This window comes from Sporosarcina sp. AD_1 (genome assembly GCF_057373025.1).
In genome coordinates this window covers 259,799-279,631 of sequence record NZ_JBPVIR010000002.1, presented here as the reverse complement: position 1 = coordinate 279,631, position 19,833 = coordinate 259,799, and the positions used below count along the sequence as shown (strand labels likewise).

Sequence of the window (19,833 nt, the reverse complement as noted above, 5' to 3'; positions counted from 1 at the left end):
TATTCTTAGCCTTATCCCGCTACTTTCGGTTAAATTGTCCAAAATAGCAAAAAGACCCGTGAGAAACGGATCTTTTTACGTCTTTTTGTATGTTTTTCCCATTTAAAAACGTTACAATTCAGCATTTTCCTTCATGTTAGACGATAAATGTAATCATGCCCTTGTTTCCATTATTGACCATCTGCTCAATCGTTTCCCGCAATCGTTTTCGGGCATTAGGCGGAACAGAGGAAGTTTTGAACCGAATGCTTTCCTTCATTACCTCATGGAGAGGCGTCCCGAATAACTGTGTTTGCCACAGGGCATCCCGGTCGTGCAAATAGGCGTTCTTCAGTTCCTTGAGCAAATGATGACTGTGGAACTCCGAACCGATTAACGGAGAGAACTCAGCATCCATATCAATACGGATAATATGGAGCGAAGGCGCGGACGCTTTCATCCGTACCCCGTAGAAATTATCCTGTTTAATCAATTCCGGCGGAGACGGCTGGAAGTCGGCAATGGTTGGAAGCGCAACACCATACCCTGTCTGTTTGGCTGTCTCGATGGCCTCTGCATACATATCGTAGGATTTTTTCGCTTTCACTGCATCCTGCACGAAGACAAGCCAATCCTTTTTCGTTCTCATTTCACGCTGCATAATTGATTCGCAAACTTCTTGGAATGCCTGTTCGTCCATTTCAATGTTAACAGTAGCCCGCCCTTTGCCGGCGTCGACTTCAACCACTTCTGCATGCCGTACATATTTTTCATCTTTTAGGCGTTCCGCCAGTTCTTGTACTTTACGAATCTTCGATACTTCCAGAAACCCTTCGTTGATTACATTATCAATTGAGGAGTTCAGTTCATGATCAGCACCGAGCACATCCATCCAATCCGGTTTCTGCAAGTCGATATGCGTAATCGGGAACTCGAAAAGCGCTTCCTTCAAAATCAGCTGAATCTCCTGGGCATTTAGCTGATCTGCACTGATTGCAATAACTGGAACGCCATGACGTTCAATCAATTGCTCTTTCAGAGCGACCGTGCGGTCATGTGCAGGCATTTTCGAATTCAGTACGATGACAAACGGTTTCCCGATATCCTTCAGCTTCGCGACAATCTCTTCTTCTGCAACCTCCGCCGCAGCCCTGGGAATATTATTGACTGTCCCATCTGTTGTCACCAAAATGCCAATTGTTGAGTGATCACGTATTACTTTATCCGTACCGATCCGCGCAGCTTCCTCAAATGGAATCGGCTCATTGTGCCACGGGGTATGGACGTATTTAGGCCCATCTTCATCCTCATACCCTCTTACGCCATCAATGACATAGCCGACACAATCTGCTAATCTTACTTGAAATGTCAGTTCTCCATCCCCAATGGACACTGCCGTTCCCTGGGCAGGAACGAATTTCGGCTCTGATGTCATAATAATAGGGCCAGGAGAGCTTTGTGGCAACTCATCCTGTGCTCTCGCACGATCTCCCGCATCGAGCATGTTCGGTATGACGACTTCTTCCATCACCCTTTTCACAAACGTCGATTTCCCCACACGAACAGGGCCGACCACTCCTATATAGATATCCCCATCCGTACGTCTAGCCAGATTTTCATACAACTCCTCTTTCATACGTAGCCCTCCTTTTTTTGCGCATTCTAGTTTATGTAAAAGAAAAACGTTTCATGCTAAAAGCACGAAACGTTTTATCAACCTATTTTTTTTTGCGCAAAAAGATGACTTGATTCTCTTCATTCACCGTGTATGGAAGCGAATAGGCAGGCAATACTGGATAATGGTCGGATAACAAATGACGAATATCTTCGCCTGGTTTGATATCCGGTTTTTCATTTTCAATAATACGTCCTAAGTCGATGGAATAGTCGATATAAAAGTTGCCATCCCCTCCGACGACGAGAGGTAATTGTGCATCGGAGTAAGGGCTTGGAATTTGAATCGGCTCGTCGTAGCCCATTTTTTCATAATCGATTTCGAATACAAATTCTCCGACTTCATCTTTGAAAAATATTTTACCTAAAATCTGTTTTCGCAAATTCAATTCACGGATTCGTTCCGCTACTCGTAAATCAACCAATTTCACGGTAGGATTCTCTTCCACATCCGTCAGCACATATTGATAGATGCCTCCAACCTCATAGGCATTGGATGGAATTTTCTCCATATAAGCGGGAGCCAGCTTCGAAAACTCAACAGGATACTTGATGTAGAGATCCGTTTCTTGCTCACGCGTCTTAATCGGCAATAATCCACCATTATTATTCTGATAGGATTCTACCGCTTTTTGGACAGACTGCAGCTGCTCCTCGTACGGATTCTCTTTGGCGGCCTTTTCATCTCCAGGATACATACAGCCTGATAATAGAACAGTAACTGTTACGATTGCTGTCAATAGAATCCCTTTTGATAAATTCTTCATCGCGCACCTCCGGTAGGACCGCTGAACACGAGATAAATCATTGCGAAAAATGAGAAGATCAGTAAAGCATACGCTACAATTGCAAATAAAAACTTCAGCAGCCGATTGGAAAGCTTATGCCGGCTTACAAAAATGAGACCCATGGAAATGGCCATGAAACCCATTGCATAGAACGACAGCCACATTTTATCCAGTGAGGACAAGGTGATTCATCCTTTCATCCAGTAAAATCTATTTCCCCAATTATTGCGACATCCGAGCTTCACCCGAAAATGTCTTCAATTTCTTGTTTTTTCATCCGGTTCATCAGTTTATCAACCGCTTCTTTAGCCGGAGTATCTTCAAACAGCACTGTATATAAGGCTTCTGTCAACGGCATGGAAACGTCCATTTGCTGCGCCAGCTGATGTGCCGCTTTCGTCGTGCGCACTCCTTCGATAACCATTCCCATACCAGAAGTGACTTCCTCAAGCGTCTTGCCTTCGCCGAGCATATGACCGGCTTTCCAATTTCGTGAATGCACGCTCGTACAGGTGACAATTAAATCGCCAAGCCCTGTTAAGCCAGAGAACGTCAAAGGATTGGCCCCCATCTTGACACCAAGGCGTGTGATTTCTGCAAGCCCTCTTGTTATGAGAGCCGCCTTTGCGTTGTCCCCATAGCCTAAGCCGTCAGTGATCCCTGCAGCCAAAGCGATGACATTTTTCAAAGCGGCTCCAAGCTCAACACCGAGCATATCATTATTTGTATAGACCCTGAAATGATGATTCATGAAAAGGTCTTGCACTTTTTCCGCAGCTTCCAGATTATCCGAGGCGGCAGTGACCGTCGTAGGGTGTCGCAAGACCACTTCTTCCGCATGGCTTGGTCCGGATAATACAACAATCGCCTGCCGATTCTCAGGATTGATTTCTTCTTCAAGCATCTCAGAAATACGTTTTAAGGAGTTCGGCTCAATACCTTTTGAAACATGGACAAACAATTTAGATTGTTCCACCATGCCATTAATTTCCTCACAGATTCCGCGTATCCCTTTTGTCGGCACTGCAATGATTAGAATTTCAGCATGGCGGACCGCTTTTTTCAAATCTGAAGTCGCTTGCAATGCAGTGGGCAAAGAAATGCCAGGCACATAGCGCTCATTTGTGTGGCGCTCATTAATTTCAGTTGCCTGTTCTTCTCTTCTTGCCCAGATTAAACAATCATGTCCATTATCGGCTAAGACAAAAGCGAGCGCAGTTCCCCAGCTGCCCGCACCGATTACAGAAACTTTTTCCATTCAAACCATCCTCTCAACCATATGAACCATTAGCTTCGTGCTCTTGTAATCAACCGGATCGGAGTACCCTCGAATCCGAAAGCTTCCCGAAGCCTGTTTTGTAAAAATCGTTCATATGAAAAATGCATCAATTCGGGTTCGTTTACAAAAACGACAAAGACGGGAGGCTTGACCGCCACTTGTGTGACATAGTATATACGCAGTCTGCGGCCTTTGTCGGATGGTGCAGGATTCCTGGCAACAGCATCCTCTATTACCTCATTGAGTACGCTGGATTGGATGCGAAGTGCATGATTTTCACTAATCAATTTGATCGTATCGAACAAAGTGCGTACACGCTGCTTCGTTTTAGCTGATACATAGGCAACTGGCGCATACTCAAGAAATTGGAACTCTTTTCGGATATCCTCCGTGAAACGGTTCATTGTCTTTTCGTCTTTCTCGACCGCATCCCATTTGTTCACAACAAACATAACACCTTTGCCCGCTTCTTCTGCATAGCCTGCAATACGCTTGTCCTGTTCACGCAATCCTTCTTCGCCATTCAAGACGATAAGGACGACATCCGATCGGTCAATCGCCTTCAATGCACGCAATACACTGTATTTCTCTGTGCTCTCGTATACTTTTCCTTTTTTACGCATGCCTGCCGTATCGATAATCTTATACTTCTGTCCCTCATATTCATACGAAGTATCGATGGCATCCCGAGTTGTTCCAGCCACGTCACTGACAATGACTCGTTCCTCTCCGAGCAATGCGTTGACAAGAGAGGATTTGCCGACATTCGGGCGCCCAATCAGCGAGAAGCGAATGACATCATCGTCCTCCTGCTCTTCCGTGGGATCCGGGAAGCTGGCTGCAACAGCGTCAAGCAAATCCCCAAGACCAATCCCGTGAGATCCAGAAATCGGATACGGATCACCAAATCCTAATGAATAGAAGTCATAAATCATTTCCCTCATATCTGGGTTGTCGATTTTATTGACTGCCAATACAACAGGCTTTTTTGTCTTATATAACATTTTAGCGACTTGTTCGTCCGCATCTGTTACGCCATCGCGTCCGTTTGTAAGGAAAATGATGACATCTGCCTCATCAATCGCAATTTCCGCTTGCAGGCGAATTTGCTCTAAGAACGGTTCATCGCCGATATCGATGCCGCCTGTATCAATTAAATTAAATTCATGTGCCAACCAGTCTGCAGAGCTGTAGATACGGTCGCGTGTCACGCCAGACACGTCTTCCACGATTGATATCCGCTCTCCTACTATCCGATTGAAGATTGTCGATTTCCCGACATTTGGTCTGCCGACAATCGCCACTGTTGGTTTCGTCATAATTAAAACATCCTTCCGACTCTATCTCTAGACATTATACAGAAAAAAGATGATGATGCCTATAAAAGCACCATCATCATCCAGAATGTTATTCACATTTTGTGTCCAAATGGGATTTCCATTCGTTATTCTGAGAATTTCTTCAGTTGATCACCGATGACATCACTCAAGGAGAAGCCTGTTTCCTCTTTCATTTCATAATCGCCATATGATTCTTCCTCTTCCTTTTCAATTAAATCTTTAATGCTTAAGGAGAGGCGTTTCTCATCTGCGTTTACATCAAGGACTTTCACTTTCACCTTTTGGCCTTCTTCCAACACTTCATGCGGTGTACCGATATGCTCATGTGAAATACGGGAAATATGGACAAGGCCTTCGACGCCTGGCAACACTTCAACAAATGCGCCATAGGAAACGAGCCGCTTCACTGTGCCTTCGAATACGGAGCCGACTGGAGCCTTCTCCTCAATATCTTCCCATGGTCCAGGCAGCGTGTCCTTGATTGATAAGGAAATCCGCTCAGAATCGCGGTCCACAGAAAGGACCTTGACCTTCACCTTGTCTCCCTCTTTCAATACATCAGATACTTTTTCAATATGCTCATGCGATAATTGTGAGATATGGACCAATCCATCCACACCGCCGATATCGACGAATGCTCCGAATGAGGCGATGCGCTGAACAGTTCCTTCCAGCACGTCTCCTTCTTTCAGATCATCGAGCACTTCCTCTTTTTTCTGAGACTTTTCTTCTTGAAGAACTGCGCGATGGGAAAGGATCAAACGGTTCTTTTCCTTATCCATTTCAACAATTTTAAACGTCATCGTGCGCCCTTTATAATCGTCAAATGTCTCAACGAAGTGATCCTCTACCAAGGAAGCAGGAATGAATCCTCTGACCCCAAGGTCGACAACCAAACCGCCTTTGACGACATCTTTCACTTCTGTTTCGATTGTTTCATTGTTGTTGAATTTTTCCTCAAGATCTCCCCATGCATCTTCCGCATCTACTTTACGCTTTGAAAGTACATAGTTATCCTCTTCCACTTTCGTGATGATGAGTTCAAGTTCATCCCCAACCGAAACAGCATCTCCCGCTTTTTCGATATGAAGACTGGACAACTCGCTGATCGGGATGACGCCATCAAATGGAGCGCCTGAAATTTCTACAGTTACGGATTTATCTTCGATCTTTGTCACCTTGCCAGTGACACGGTCACCTTCTTTGTATCCGTTCATTGCATCCAAATTCATCTCTTCAGTCATATGTAGTCCTCCTCCATAATGAATCCTACTTCTATATTATTCGAATCGGTGAGTAAAAACAAAAAATTACCCTTGCCATTTTATTTATTTTTTTCGAGCAATTGCCGAATGGCATCCATGATCACTTCTGTCACTTCATCGGCAGACGCTTTTCTTTCCCGGTATTCGGTCATATCGAGCGGCTTTCCATATATGACCTTCAAACGTTTAAACGGCTTGTACGATCCTACGATAGCGCAAGGCACGACCACTGCATTTCCTTTTAATGCGAAGAAGCCGGCGCCTGCTAGCCCTTTGCCAAGTTCACCTGTCTTGCTCCTCGTCCCTTCCGGAAATAAACCGACAACTTTTCCTTCTTTCAATAACTTCAATGTCGTGCGAAACGCTTCCCGATCACTCATTCCTCTTTTGACGGGATACGCATTAACGCTGGGAAGAATACTTTTTAAGACCGGGACCTTAAATAACTCTTCCTTCGCCATAAAGTGAACGGTGCGAGGACAAGTGATGCCCACAACCGGCGGATCAAAATTATCTATATGATTCGCGCAAAGCAACACCCCGCCCTCGTCTGGAAAATTTTCTTTACCGATCACCTGGATCCGGTATAAAGGGAAAAAGATCGTGCTAACGAGAAATTTGCCGAAAGGATATAAGTTCATTTCTTCATCCTCTTTTCAGCGAGCCCGATGATCTCTTCTACAACTTCATCTATTGTCATAGAAGTTGTATCGATGACGACGGCGTCTTCTGCCTTTTTGAGCGGCGAGACTACTCGCTCGCTGTCAGCCCTGTCCCGTTCGGCAATCTGTGCCTTCAATAGTTCTACAGGTGTATGGATTCCACGTTTCTCGTCTTCCAAATGGCGCCGTAAAGCACGTTCCTCTACAGATGCCGTCATGAATACTTTCAGTTCGGCATCCGGTAAAACGGCTGTCCCGATATCCCGTCCATCCATGACAACACCTGTTGCAAGTGCGAGCTTCCGCTGTTTATCGACCATAAGATGGCGGACATTTTCGTGTGCAGCAACTTCTGATACATTCGCTGTAACCCGAGGAGAGCGAATTTCCTCTGTGCAATCCAAGCCGTCGATAAAAACGATCTGGCCAGCAGGAGATGGCTGAAGGCGAATTTCCGTCTGCTCCAAAAGTGAAGTCAGTTCATGATCACTAGTAATATTTATGTCATTGACAAGTGCTTTATGTGTTAATGCACGGTACATGGCACCCGTGTCAATGTACGTAAAATCCATTTTTTCTGCTATACGTTTGGCAATTGTGCTCTTCCCTGCAGCTGCAGGTCCATCAATTGCAATCTTTATCCCTTTTGACATATCTTCTACCCCCGAATTCAATTCGAAAACATTGTAACATAACGAAGTGGGAAAAGTCCCTTCAAAAAGGACTTTCCCCACTGTTTCTTCCAACTCTATAAAGGTTATAATGCTTCTTTCCTTCTTTGTAATTGCCGTTCAAAACAAAAACGGATAATATGCTGACGGTCTGCATCCATCGTTTCGACAAATTGCAGCGAAGCCAGCCTTCTGCCGTCTTTATCCCAAGTCCGGACAGCTATCGCTTCTGTACGCACATAATAGATGTCGTCATTGAGAAAAGGGAGTGCAATAAACAAAGAAAGTTGTTGATTTTCTTCAAATTCTTCTTTTTGTCCAAGATGCAGTGCAATTCCTCCAGCACTGATATCTTCCGCAACATATTGATCGAAACCACGGCCGTCATTAACTGCTACATCAATCGGCGTTTCCACTCGGACGTATTCTCTGCGCTGGATTTTGACCAGCTCATGGTCACCTGGATAGGAGAGCTGCAACATCGGTATCCCCCGATTTACCCTGCCTTTTACTTCAGTTCGAAAGGCATACGACATTTTTTGCTGGTCTATAAATGTCACCAAGAGCTGTGTTCCATCCATGAAAAAAGCAGTACGGTCTGTCTCCATATGAATCGGATAATCAATCATGAAATAATCCTGTCCTAGGTCAACTACCTTGCTTTTATACTTATCACTATTCTCCGTATGATCTTTATCGATAATAATCGATGAACCGATCGAAAGTCTCATTTCCATCAACACCTACCATTTACTCATGCTTCTTTTATTATGTCACGGTGAGGTGCGTTTTCCAATGATCAATTGTTGAAAATCAGAAAAGTTTTTCTGTCTTGATGACTTCTTTCGTTTCTGTATCTACGAGAACTTGGTACGTGCCGATGCCAGTTTCGTCTTCCTTGGTGACAGTTAAGAAATAAGCCAGCCTTTGCTTTAGTTGCTCATTTTCAACATATGCCAGTTCTTCTTTCTCTACTTTGACACCATTATGGAAGAAGGTTTTCCAGTTAATTTTCACGATTGGCTGATCCTCAAGTTTTTCCTTTCGGATATACTCCGCTGCATTTAATCCAACGATTTCGCCAGTATCTTTAGCCGCTTTGATGTGGATGACATCTGAGAAAACTTTCGCCTTGTGAAGAGGCTCGACTCTTACATAGACAAAATGCCAGGCATTTGAATTTTCTCTGGCTTCCTCAAATACGACATCCCGGTAGCCCGCCTTTTCAAGAAATTCCTCGGTTCTCTGTTTAATATCATCAAATGAAACAGCAGGTTCTCCGACTGGCCGATCTGCCAAGTAGGATAGAACATGTCCGCCTTTTTCTGTAATGTCAATATAACCGACAGTCTGATTCGATGCAAAACGGATATGGTAAAATGGATACGGTGCACCGGGCTGGCTTTTCTCCACGCCAATCACATCGTTTGTCACCTGCGGAAACACTTGTTTGAATATCGAAACCGCTTCATCTTTTGAAACTTCTGGATCAGTAATGTTTTGCAAGTCCTTTTTCTTCATGGCATCCGATTCGCTCGCTGTTAACGGGAAATCACTCTCTGTATATTGCTTTACTGAATTCCCTTTTTGCGACCAATCAACATCTGAATTCTTCGCATCCAACCGCTCAACCCATTCATTCATAGAATAGCGGCCATCCACCAGACCTGCTGTAGCAACTTGCCAATCCGTAGACATCAGCTGCAGATTTTTAGATGCTTTGCCCATCACCTTTTCGAAATCGCCTGAATTCGACAAACGGTCCGCCTCTTTTGCATAACTGCCGACTCTGCTTAAATAATTACTCCATGCAGTGGAAAAACTCGCATCCAACGGAAGGGAATCAATCGAGCCCCGAATATCAGAAGTCAGTCGCCAAATATCCTCCCGTGCTTTTTTTGAACCATCGGATTCATTGAAAAGCAAAGACTTTTCTATCGCTATATTCAATTCATCCAGTTTTTCCGAAGCATCCGACATCCGCTTTGCGTACTGTCCGCTTAAAGCGAGAGCGAGTTTGTCATTTTCTTTTGCCTTATCATACGAAAAGACAGCCAAAGCGACGAGCGCAAATGATAATACAAATATTATTTTTTTCATATACTATGCAATTCGCCGAAACACTTGATCTCAGCAATATGCCAAACCTCCTTTAAAATGAAGTGCGATCAGTGACAGAATATATGCAGGCCGATCTTCTTGACTTGAGGCCTGGACCATATCCACTTACTCGTCGCTGTGATCGGGTTAAAGTAATAGATCGAGTTCTCACTCGGATCCCAGCCGTTGAGCGCATCAAGTACAGCTTCCTTTGCCCGTTCATTCGGCGTCAGCCAAATTTGTCCATCAGAGACAGCTGTAAAGGCTCCCGGCTGGAAGATGACGCCGCCAACTGTGTTTGGAAAATCGGGATGCTCGACACGATTTAGGATAACTGCCGCCACGGCAACCTGGCCTTCGTACGGTTCACCTCTGGCCTCTCCGTACACCGCATTAGCCATCAGCTTCAAATCTTGCTCTGAGTATTTAGAGGGAAGATGGGCTTTTTCGGTTTTGCCTCCCCCTTGTTTTACTTGAGCGGAAAGCGGGGTCCCTCCGTAATGCGTAAATTGATTGCCCTTTGCTAAATTGTCCATTACGAATTTCTCGTTGTACTCTGAAACAGAAGTAAGTTTCTTTTTCGTGTTAGCTCCTGCGATTCCGTCGATAGGCAGTCCATAGCTATCTTGGAAATTACGGAGCGCCCAATAAGTGCCATAACCAAACTTCCCGTCTATCGTTCCTTTATAAAAGCCGATATACTGAAGCCTAGCTTGTAACTCAATTACATCGTCACCCGTTGAGCCCCTCCCCAAGTCCCGTGCTGTGAACGCGCGAGATGAGTCCATCGATGAACCACAGAGAGCCATGATCAGCATGAAGAGAGCAATAGTTTTTAAAATGCTTTTTTTCACTGGTGATTCCTCCTTTCTGTCAGTGTGGTCCAAAATTAATCAAATTATGAGGGAATAAAAAAAGACCTGATTGTCAGAAGACAACCAGGTTCATTACTAAAGTTGAGCTTTTTTCCGGAACTGCTGCATAGCAAACGTATGAGCGTATTTTACTCTCGTCAAACCGAACCACCAGAGGAACAGCATAAACGGAATGATCAAGTATAAGGAGAAATCGTTAACGGCCAGTATGCCATTGTATATGAAGTGAAGCATGAACGGAGCAAACAGTGCAAAGAGTAGCATGCCATTTTTATTAGAACGCGTTGTAAATTTGGCTCTTCCGAAATAATAGCCCATTACGACGCCGAATAACGCATGGCTTGATACAGGCAGTAATGCACGCAAAAAGGCGGTATCCAGACCGAATGTGAGCAAATACAGGATGTTCTCGACAGTCGCAAACCCTAAGGAAACACTCGCCCCATATAAAATGCCGTCATACGCATCTTCAAATTCAACATGCCTGAAGATGGCGATCAGCAAGATCAACCATTTGAAAAATTCCTCAAGCCAACTTGTAAACACCGCATTTCGAATGAATTCATTAGAAAATACATGTTCTTCCTCAAAAACATGTTGCATAAACAGGATCGGGAAAGTCATGACGGCGCCGTATATGAATGTGTGAAATAACGTCTTGGATGGCTCTGTAGCGATTTGTTTACGTAAATAAAGATAACTGAAAAGCGCCAAGCCAGGCGCTATTGCCACAGTAAGCAAAATAATCATGACCGGGCCCCCTTTCCCGCCATTATATCATGTTTCCATTGGAACAAGATGTGTGTTTACAATTATTTTACTAATCCATCCTTAGATGCAGATTACATGTTACCGGCATCTCTTTTTGATTGAATATCTCTTGCGATAAGCCCGCCATGTTCTCTACCGTTCTCAATGAAAATCTCATTGGCATTGTTTCCGGCTGCGATGACGCCTGCAATATATAACCCATCGACAGTCGTTTCCATGGTGACCGGGTCAAAAAGAGGTCGACCGCTTGCATCTTCAATTTGAATGCCTGCACGCCGCAAGAAATCATGATCCGGATGATACCCGATCATCGCGAAGACATATTCGTTATCGATGACAAATTGCTCTCCCTCTTTTTCGATTGTGACCGTATCCTCAGTAATCTCTATTACCGAAGAATTAAAGTGCATTTGAATTAATCCATTCCTTACAAGGCTATCAAAACCAGGTAAAATCCACGGTTTCACACTTGGTGAATATGTGTCGCCCCGATAAACGACCGTGACTTCTGCGCCTGCCCTTTGAAGTTCCAGCGCTGCATCCACAGCTGAATTCTTACCGCCAATGACGACCACTTTCTTTCGAAAATACGGGTGCCCTTCTTTAAAGTAATGGAAGACATTCGGCAATTCTTCTCCGGGTATTCCCAGCTGATTTGGATTATCATAGTAGCCGGTCGCCACGACAACATAATCGGAAGCATACTCGCCACAACTCGTAAAAACCTTAAATCCTTCCCCGACCTTCTGAATGCGTTCCACAGTCTCATTACTGTTAATCGGCAAATTCGTTAATTCAGCAACCGTCCGATAGTACACAAGTGCATCCAAACGTTTCGGCTTCTCTTTCGCTGTAATGAACGGAATATCACCAATTGACAGCTTAATGCTCGAACTGAAGAAAGTTTGATGTGTAGGGTACCGGTAGATTGACTCTACTATATTCCCTTTTTCAATAATGACGATATCCAATCCAATTTTTTGCAACTCGATAGCCGCAGATAATCCGCATGGACCTCCCCCGACAATAATTGCATCTTTTTTTATGACCATGTTTGACAACTCCTTCAGTTACCATCTTTCAGTCCATAATGTATGTGTAAAATATGACATTCGGGAGGTGCGCCAAATCGCAGTGGAAGCAGGGACGTGCCATACCCATTGCTAATAAGCTGGGCTGTTTGGCCATCTATCGTAAAAACCCCTTTGTCATGCAGTCCGAAAGGCCCCAGACGAATTTGTCCGCCATGTGTATGTCCTGCCAGCAGGACAGTCGGATTCGTCTGTTCCCTGACTTTACGGAATAATGAGGGGGTATGCGTGACCCATAAGGAATACTTGTCTTGATCAAGTCCTCGCAGCGCTGCATTAATATCGACATTTTTGCTGGAAGGGTCATCTGTTCCGGCAATGATCCAATCTGGATGTCCGGGAATCGGAGCATTCTCATTGTCCAGAATATGGCCATGGCATGCTTCAAAAATTTGACGTATGGCCTCTTCTCCAACTTCCCTGTCATTGTTGCCCCAAATGTAATAGACGGCCTTGCCTAAAGCGGCCAATTTTTCGACATTCTGTTGAACACGTTTGATGGGGACCCCATTTTCGGCCAAATCCCCTCCAATGATAACAACATCAATATCCCCATGCTTCTTAATTTTCTTGATTAAACGGTTATCGATCACCCGCCGATGAATATCAGAAATAAAAAAAACAGATAATTTTTTCTGTCGATGGGTTCCCCCGGCAATATCCATTATGTGAAGCCTTACATTTCTCTGGCGTGCCGTCATGAACATCCAAAAGGCCATGCCGCTCACCGCCAGTGTAAAAATGCCGGTTCCTTTCAATAATCGCTTCATTTCACACCTGCCATAAGAAAGAGGCAAAGCGGTTTCGACTTTGCCCCTTTCGAGTTTTCACTTCACGCTGCTTACAACTAGTAAATGCAACGGCATTACGGAATGATCAGTTTTTGCCCGACCCGTATTTCATTAGAAGAAAGTCCGTTCGCTTGCTTGATTTTTTCAACACCGATATCCGAGCCGTAATAATTGACCGAAATTCTGTATAGGGTCTCGTCTTTCTTTACAATATGGACCTTGCCGGATTGTTGACTGGCAACTTGGGTATTTTCCTGCTTTTTCTCAGGTTTTTTCTCAGGCTTCTTTTCAGGCTGTTTTTCCGGTTTCGGCGTTTCCTGTTTTACAGGCTTTTCGGCAGTCTGATCTTTAGAAGCTTGGTTTTGTCCAGATTCCTTGTCGCCATCTGCTTGACCTTTTGAGTCAGTATTGCCATCTTCTTTATCCTCATCCTCAGCTCCAGCTGGCTTGGACGAATCACCGCTTCCAGGAGATGGCGAATGCACATCGTACTGAAAACCATTATCTTCAATTTGTGCAGTATTGGATTTGTCATCTTGATTGTAGAAATTATAAATAACATAGCCAAAAATGACAATTGGAATTAATGTAAAGACACCTAAGATCGTATTGATCAAAGTGAAATTGGACTTCTTTTTAGAACGTCTGCCTCTTCCATGAACTTCTGAACGTGACGGCAGTTCGGAAATCGATTCCTTGTCCATTTCAATTTCTTTTCTATGCTCTTCAAATTCATATTGATAATCATTATTTTTCATCGACAATTTCTCCTATCGCCTCATGCTCTTCTTTATATTATGACGAATCATGTCGTAAATGTAAATGTACAAGAGTCTTATATTCCTAGAAGAACGTCAATTCTTTCTTCCCACGCATAGGTCATTTTACGTTGCGGTTCTGTTGGAGCCACTTTCCGCAGCCAATCCATTTCAGTCAAGCCACATATGGAGCAACACTGTTCCCGGCTGTTGTCATACCCTTCTCCGAAGGCGTTCAATATCTTTTTTCGAATACACACTTGGTAGTGGACAATCTCTAGCATCTTTTGTAAATCTATCTCTTTATTCTGCCTTAATTCGTCCAGCCTTGTGCATACTTCCTCAACTGGCATCTGTGATAGATAAAAGTCGACGACCCGTTGTGCCGTTTCTGACATACCTGCCATTGCAGCGGCTTCTGTTGGACTTTTACCTGCTTGGAGCCACTCGGTATAGTTTTGGACACTGATCCGGTCGGGCATATCATTTTGAATAATGAACCTCGTGATGTTTTCATCATCTGGAGCATACAGAAGAACAGCGCATGCAGGCTTCCCATCCCGTCCTGCCCTTCCTACTTCTTGAATGTACGATGCCATCGTGTTTGGAAGGTGTTCATGTATTACTTGGCGAATATCATCCTTATGGATTCCCATGCCAAATGCATTGGTAGCACAAATCCATTCCACCTCGCCCCGGATATATTGCTCTTGGATAAGCGACCGGTCCACCTGCTCCTTGCCTGCGTGATACGCAGCTGCGGAAAACCCTTTTCCGGATAGAGTCGATGCCAATTCATCCGCTCTCTTTCTTGAAGCAACATAGATAATGCCAGGTCCGGCCGTCTGTTCCACTCGGTTTTCAATCCAAGCGGTTTTTTCATCAGATGCTATTTGCTCTACGACATAAGTAATATTGGGCCTGTCCAGGGAATGCCTCTCCACAACCGGCATTTCCATATGTAAATACTTTGCAATGTCATCTATGACCTTTCGATCTGCAGTCGCCGTAAGTGCCAAAACAGGCGGCCGTTTTCTCCCGAGCACCTCTCCCATCCGCAAGTAGTCTGGACGGAAATCAAACCCCCATTGAGAGATGCAATGAGCTTCGTCCACTACTATAAAGGACAAATCCAGCTGTTTCAGACGCTCTTCCACCTTTCGTTGCAATAACATCTCAGGTGAAACGAAAATGAACTTATACAAATGGATTTGGGAGAGGATCCGGTTCTTGTCTTGAAATGATAAAAATGAGTTCAAGGCCGCTACTCTTTTCTCACCATTCCTCCTCATGGAAGACGCTTGATCCTCCATCAATGAAACAAGCGGAGATATAATGAGCGTGCTGCCGTTTAACAAATACGAAGGCAGTTGGTAACAAAGCGACTTGCCTGTTCCGGTCGGCAAGATAGCGATTGTGTCCTTACCTTGCAATACCGATCGGATCACGTTTTCCTGTCCAGGCCGAAAATCACGGTAGCCAAATTTCTCATACAGCAAATTCTGCAGGTCTGTCATTTTCCGCCTCCCAACTTGGAGCCTAGTATGAGGCGAAGTTGAAAATAACTCAATTCGCCAAACTCTTGTTTTAACATTCGTAATCTTCTAGTCCCCAATTCCTCTACTTTTAAAACTACCTCATTCACCTGTTTGGATGTAACAAAGTCTGTTAATGGGAAAGTCTTATCATTAATGGCCATTTCCACAAAATGATCCTCTATTGTACTCATTTTCAGCCTCCGGACTGTTGCAATCTGCTCGGCGTTCATCCCTTTCGCAAATAGCTGTCTCGTTTGATAGGCAGAGTCGGTCAAGTATAATGAACTTTTTACTCCTTCAGCTGCTTGTAATAAAAATGGATATGCATGTTCTCCATGGATGACATCCAGCAGTCTATGCAACCCCTCGATAAACTCCAAATAGACGGATAGAGGCGACATCTGTAATTCTTCAGCTAACTGATCCCATGTCCTTCCTGTAATAGAAAAGCCCGACAGCCGACTCACTAGTATCAGTTTTTGCATATCTTTCATCCCGCTTGCCAGAAGTGCTTTCTTTAACTCGACGCCAATCTTACTTGGAAACTCTTTATTCTCAAGCGGGAGATGCCGTGCCATTCCTTTGACGAAAATTTGAACTTCCCGATCAGTCTGGATTGGCATGAACGACTTGATCCCTTCCTTGAAATAAGAAATCGTTTGAATGGCGAGTGCCAGCCGATTAAAGAACACGATTTCATTTCCACGATAATCCCATCCGTTAAAATAGCAAGGATCCAGTTCATTCACCTTTTGAAAGCCTGTTTTGGTAACATAGAGCCTTCCGTCAGCTTCCTTTACATAGTAGTCTGCAAGTAACCTATGAAGCTGAGTTTCATATGTTTCCGCATCCAATTTAGAAAGGATTGAAAAGAACGGCTTCAAATTAAAATATTGGACGTCTTGTAATGTTTGACCGGATCTTTTTCCACGCAAGATATGCAAACATGCATTTTTCGAGCGTTCGCCATTCATTTTTGACACCATGAACAAGATGAGTAAAGATAACTCCATGCCCATTTCCCCTTTTAAGATGTTTTATTGTTGAAAACTACCCGAAACAGATTTAGAATGGTATGGGAGCAATGATAGTTAGCGCGGAGAAAAGAGGAGAGAACATCAATGTCTACTTGCAAAAAATATACAATTGTTGATCAAGATACATGTATTGCATGTGGTGCATGCGGCGCAGCAGCACCAGACATCTATGACTACGATGATGAAGGAATCGCATACGTTATTCTTGATGATAACATGGGGAATACAGAAGTTCCAGAAGAACTGCTGGAGGATATGGAAGATGCATTTGACGGATGCCCGACCGATTCCATTAAAGTGGCGGACGCACCGTTTGAAGGCGATCCATTGAAATACGAGGACTGATAAGATATTCGAAAGCTTCCAGGAGCTTTCGAATTTTTTATGAAAAAAACAACCGGCAAACTGGTATGATCCAGTTCGCCGGCTTGTTTGTTTTACGCCATTAATTGATGCTGTTGCTTGGAAATCCATTTATGCAGGCTCTTATACAAGAGCAGGAAAACAACCATCAACAAAGCGCCTTTTATAAGATTGAATGGTAAAATGCCTTTGACGATGACATCGAACATGGCATCTCCCACGTATGGTGGCATATTTAAGAAATACGAATACATTGGCAAAAAGACCGCATAATTCAATACACTCATGCCGACAGCCATGGAAACCGTTCCAATAATAAGTCCGGCTGTCAAACCTTTTGTCGATTGTACTCTTTTAAAAATATAGTATATTGGCATAATGAACAGGACGCCTGTTGTGAAGTTGGCAATTTCACCAACTGGAACTCCAGTAGGACTTCCGGACATAAACCAATACAACACATTTTTCAATAACTCTACCGAAATACCCGCTATCGGCCCCATTGTCATGATTGCCAATACAGCGGGAATTTCACTGAAATCGACCTTCAAGAATGGTGGTAATGCTGGCAATGGGAAATTCAACTGCATCAATACAGTCGAAATGCTCCCAAGCATTGCGATGAGAATCATCTTTCGCAATTTTTTGTTGCTCATTTGTTCCTCTCTCCTTTTGCGATTCACTTCAAAAAGAGGAAAGGCTGAACCGAATATTGTGTTGTCATAAAAAATCCCCTAAAGCGTTTGCTTCAGGGGAAGGCGAGTTTAAATAAAGGTATCCAAAAATCAAAAAATGACTTGGACCCATACTTAAATAACCTCTCTTTTTGCGGACAACACAAAAAGACGGCCATACCTTCACCTTCTCCCATCCAGACTATACTGTCGGCTCCGGAATCTCACCGGAATCAGCTGTTACGCTCGCGGGCTAGGAAGTGACCTTCCATTTCCGCCGGTCGGGAATTGCACCCTGCCCCGAAGATGAATCAATATTTTATTACATCACTATTGTATACAAAAAAAATGATCTTGTAAACATTCCAGTTTACAAGATCATCTCAAGCTGTTACTCAGGCAGTATAATTGGATTGGCACCAACCGGAATAGGCAACGGTTTTGTAAGATCATACTTTCCAAATTGACTTTGAATGGTATTGTCCAGTTGAATGGATACATTGAAATTGCTTCCTGTCAGCATGAACCCTTCAATCATTTCATTTAAAACCGCATGATCAATCGAATCGAAATCAAGCTGTTTAGTAAACGAAATGATGGCAACGTCTTTTTCCATTGCAACATCGTAGTCCAATTGAGCAGGTACAACACTCTCAACAATATCATTTTGTGGATCTTTCATGGCAAGCAGCGCATCGGATACTGTACTGGTGTCACCATTTTCATATGGAATCAGATAGACCCCACCTGATGGCATTAGGTATTTAAAATATGGCAATTTCCTGTCGAGAGGCACTGGCGCTGCCTTTCCAACTGGACCGAGTTCAGACGGCTTGCCTGTTTCATCCACGACTTGGAAGAACTTCTTATCTGTAAATGTCTCCTTCGCTGAATCGAAATAGTTAGCAATCGTCGCTTCCGCAAGATCATAGCCGTGATCGGCCGGCACTTCATTTAATACCGTATCGCCAGACTCATAAATCTTTCCTTTGTATGGATGATAGTCATCAAACCCAAGTTCGCTTTCAGGCACTTTTGCTGCGTACTGATTATACAAGGCGACACTGTCAGGTTTTTTGTCCTTCATGTCGTTCTCCACCTGTTCTGTTGGTAGTAGAACGGTAACAGGAATCACATTAGCCGAATGGATGAGGCCGATATGGAACGGGTATTGATTAACCATTTCATCTGGCAACATTATATGGCTATCCATCGCAGAGGCCATTGTATAAAGCTTATCTGCTTTTTCCGCACTATCCATAGCCGCTTCACTGGTTTGCCCTTGATCGTCTGACATATCCATCGAACGTTTCTGATTGAAGAGCTCGACTTCTGCCTGCTCCGTTTCACTGTTCAGTGCTCCTTCGTTTTGCCTAAGCATGGAAGGTATTAACAAACCGACGACAAGCATGGCAGCAATGGCAATGAATGCTGGCACCCATTTACGTACTTTTCGTTTCCGTGGTTTGGGTTCTATCAGTCGCTCATCTTTCTTTAACCGGGCTAAAATGTCTTCAGCAGATCGATGGTCTTCCATTTTCGGCATGGAATGAAGGAGTTTTTCTAGTTTGTCGTCGTTCCAATTATTGTTCGCCATTCATCTTCCCCCTTCTGCCGAAAGAGCTTGTAACTTCTTCTGCAAAGTTTTAATCGCCCTGTGCTGCGTCGTTTTTACTTTTCCTTCTGTCCAGCCAAGCGCCTCCGCCGTTTCTGCAATCGAGAAATCTTGAAAATATCTCATGACGATAACCATCTTTTGATCTCCCGTGCAAGTGTCCAAAGCGTTAAGCATTTGTTTCATTTCCTCATTCATCTCGGCAATTTCAACTGGGGACCGGGCAGAAGACATCAATTCGCTCTTTTCCCAATCGAACGTATCAAAAACATGTTTTTGACGGACAGTCTTCTTGCGAAAATGGTCGATAGCGACGTTTTTGGCAATGGAAAAGAGCCAGGTTTTTTCTGTACTCTTCCCCTCAAAGCCTGCGTACGCTTTCAATACACGAATATAAACCTCATGCATCAAATCCTCTGATTGGGATCGATCACCGGTCAAATAGATTAAAAAATTGAAGACGTCTTGATGGTATTGATCATATAGCCTGTGGAAAACGGAGTCATCCACAAAATCCCCCCGTTCAATACATTAGTCGTAATTCAAGATGAAAAGTTTCATC

The 19,833-nt window shown here is 43.9% G+C and carries 21 protein-coding genes and 1 riboswitch; of the genes, 1 reads left to right on the top strand and 20 read right to left on the bottom strand.

The genetic code is table 11. The features are described 5' to 3' along the window. Nucleotides 1-136: 136 nt before the first annotated feature. The 17 genes from spoIVA to ACSW3C_RS04530 form a co-directional block, all read right to left on the bottom strand. On the bottom strand, nucleotides 137-1,615 hold the full coding sequence (spoIVA, locus tag ACSW3C_RS04610; RefSeq protein ID WP_248511055.1) for a stage IV sporulation protein A: 1,479 nt from the start codon (nucleotides 1,613-1,615) through the stop codon (nucleotides 137-139). Between the two features lie 82 nt (nucleotides 1,616-1,697). Next, entirely contained in the window at nucleotides 1,698-2,420 is a 723-nt protein-coding gene (locus tag ACSW3C_RS04605) for a hypothetical protein (protein WP_486561118.1), read from the bottom strand. After that, a complete protein-coding gene (locus ACSW3C_RS04600) occupies nucleotides 2,417-2,623 on the bottom strand; it encodes a DUF2768 domain-containing protein (RefSeq protein ID WP_238083776.1) in 207 nt (68 codons plus the stop codon). The genes ACSW3C_RS04605 and ACSW3C_RS04600 overlap by 4 nt, the downstream gene beginning before the upstream one ends. Nucleotides 2,624-2,682: 59 nt before the next feature. Beyond that, nucleotides 2,683-3,699 carry an NAD(P)H-dependent glycerol-3-phosphate dehydrogenase gene (locus ACSW3C_RS04595; protein ID WP_486561117.1) on the bottom strand — a complete coding sequence of 339 codons (1,017 nt, stop codon included), beginning with the start codon at nucleotides 3,697-3,699 and terminating at the stop codon, nucleotides 2,683-2,685. A gap of 29 nt (nucleotides 3,700-3,728) precedes the next feature. Then, nucleotides 3,729-5,039: a ribosome biogenesis GTPase Der gene (gene der / locus ACSW3C_RS04590; RefSeq protein ID WP_486561116.1), complete on the bottom strand. Its 1,311-nt coding sequence runs from the start codon at nucleotides 5,037-5,039 to the stop codon at nucleotides 3,729-3,731. Between the two features lie 125 nt (nucleotides 5,040-5,164). Next, entirely contained in the window at nucleotides 5,165-6,304 is a 1,140-nt protein-coding gene (rpsA, locus tag ACSW3C_RS04585) for a 30S ribosomal protein S1 (RefSeq protein ID WP_486561115.1), read from the bottom strand. An 80-nt stretch (nucleotides 6,305-6,384) separates the two neighbouring features. Further along, nucleotides 6,385-6,966 carry a lysophospholipid acyltransferase family protein gene (locus ACSW3C_RS04580; protein ID WP_486561114.1) on the bottom strand — a complete coding sequence of 194 codons (582 nt, stop codon included), beginning with the start codon at nucleotides 6,964-6,966 and terminating at the stop codon, nucleotides 6,385-6,387. Then, a complete protein-coding gene (cmk, locus tag ACSW3C_RS04575; RefSeq protein WP_486561113.1) occupies nucleotides 6,963-7,640 on the bottom strand; it encodes a (d)CMP kinase in 678 nt (225 codons plus the stop codon). The genes ACSW3C_RS04580 and cmk overlap by 4 nt, the downstream gene beginning before the upstream one ends. Nucleotides 7,641-7,744: 104 nt before the next feature. Further along, nucleotides 7,745-8,389 carry a flagellar brake protein gene (locus ACSW3C_RS04570; RefSeq protein WP_486561112.1) on the bottom strand — a complete coding sequence of 215 codons (645 nt, stop codon included), beginning with the start codon at nucleotides 8,387-8,389 and terminating at the stop codon, nucleotides 7,745-7,747. Between the two features lie 82 nt (nucleotides 8,390-8,471). Then, nucleotides 8,472-9,758: a PepSY1/2 domain-containing protein gene (locus ACSW3C_RS04565; protein WP_486561111.1), complete on the bottom strand. Its 1,287-nt coding sequence runs from the start codon at nucleotides 9,756-9,758 to the stop codon at nucleotides 8,472-8,474. A gap of 68 nt (nucleotides 9,759-9,826) precedes the next feature. Continuing rightward, entirely contained in the window at nucleotides 9,827-10,567 is a 741-nt protein-coding gene (gene sleB, locus ACSW3C_RS04560; protein ID WP_486561510.1) for a spore cortex-lytic enzyme, read from the bottom strand. A 141-nt stretch (nucleotides 10,568-10,708) separates the two neighbouring features. Then, complete coding sequence (prsW, locus tag ACSW3C_RS04555; protein ID WP_238083794.1) at nucleotides 10,709-11,383, bottom strand: glutamic-type intramembrane protease PrsW; 675 nt, start codon at nucleotides 11,381-11,383, stop codon at nucleotides 10,709-10,711. Between the two features lie 92 nt (nucleotides 11,384-11,475). Next, nucleotides 11,476-12,456 (bottom strand): YpdA family putative bacillithiol disulfide reductase, encoded by a 981-nt coding sequence (locus ACSW3C_RS04550; RefSeq protein WP_486561110.1) that lies wholly within the window; start codon nucleotides 12,454-12,456, stop codon nucleotides 11,476-11,478. Nucleotides 12,457-12,470: 14 nt separating this feature from the next. Next, nucleotides 12,471-13,265, bottom strand: coding sequence for a metallophosphoesterase (locus ACSW3C_RS04545; protein WP_486561109.1), 795 nt, complete (start codon nucleotides 13,263-13,265; stop codon nucleotides 12,471-12,473). 95 nt (nucleotides 13,266-13,360) lie between these two features. Then, nucleotides 13,361-14,044 carry a LysM peptidoglycan-binding domain-containing protein gene (locus ACSW3C_RS04540; protein ID WP_486561108.1) on the bottom strand — a complete coding sequence of 228 codons (684 nt, stop codon included), beginning with the start codon at nucleotides 14,042-14,044 and terminating at the stop codon, nucleotides 13,361-13,363. Between the two features lie 77 nt (nucleotides 14,045-14,121). Beyond that, nucleotides 14,122-15,561 carry a RecQ family ATP-dependent DNA helicase gene (locus tag ACSW3C_RS04535; protein ID WP_486561107.1) on the bottom strand — a complete coding sequence of 480 codons (1,440 nt, stop codon included), beginning with the start codon at nucleotides 15,559-15,561 and terminating at the stop codon, nucleotides 14,122-14,124. Further along, on the bottom strand, nucleotides 15,558-16,595 hold the full coding sequence (locus ACSW3C_RS04530) for a YpbB family protein (protein WP_486561106.1): 1,038 nt from the start codon (nucleotides 16,593-16,595) through the stop codon (nucleotides 15,558-15,560). The genes ACSW3C_RS04535 and ACSW3C_RS04530 overlap by 4 nt, the downstream gene beginning before the upstream one ends. A 108-nt stretch (nucleotides 16,596-16,703) precedes the next feature. Here ACSW3C_RS04530 and ACSW3C_RS04525 point away from each other — a divergent pair, with 108 nt between their 5' ends. Beyond that, nucleotides 16,704-16,964, top strand: coding sequence for a ferredoxin (locus ACSW3C_RS04525; protein ID WP_238083827.1), 261 nt, complete (start codon nucleotides 16,704-16,706; stop codon nucleotides 16,962-16,964). A gap of 92 nt (nucleotides 16,965-17,056) precedes the next feature. Here the strand turns inward: ACSW3C_RS04525 and ACSW3C_RS04520 are convergent, their stop codons facing one another. From ACSW3C_RS04520 to ACSW3C_RS04510, 3 genes are all read right to left on the bottom strand, one after another. Then, complete coding sequence (locus ACSW3C_RS04520) at nucleotides 17,057-17,638, bottom strand: ECF transporter S component (RefSeq protein WP_238083830.1); 582 nt, start codon at nucleotides 17,636-17,638, stop codon at nucleotides 17,057-17,059. 199 nt (nucleotides 17,639-17,837) lie between these two features. Beyond that, nucleotides 17,838-17,968, bottom strand: a riboswitch (FMN riboswitch). Between the two features lie 79 nt (nucleotides 17,969-18,047). Further along, nucleotides 18,048-19,253 (bottom strand): hypothetical protein, encoded by a 1,206-nt coding sequence (locus tag ACSW3C_RS04515; RefSeq protein WP_486561105.1) that lies wholly within the window; start codon nucleotides 19,251-19,253, stop codon nucleotides 18,048-18,050. Further along, nucleotides 19,254-19,781: an RNA polymerase sigma factor SigX gene (locus ACSW3C_RS04510; RefSeq protein ID WP_486561104.1), complete on the bottom strand. Its 528-nt coding sequence runs from the start codon at nucleotides 19,779-19,781 to the stop codon at nucleotides 19,254-19,256. Nucleotides 19,782-19,833: the final 52 nt, after the last annotated feature.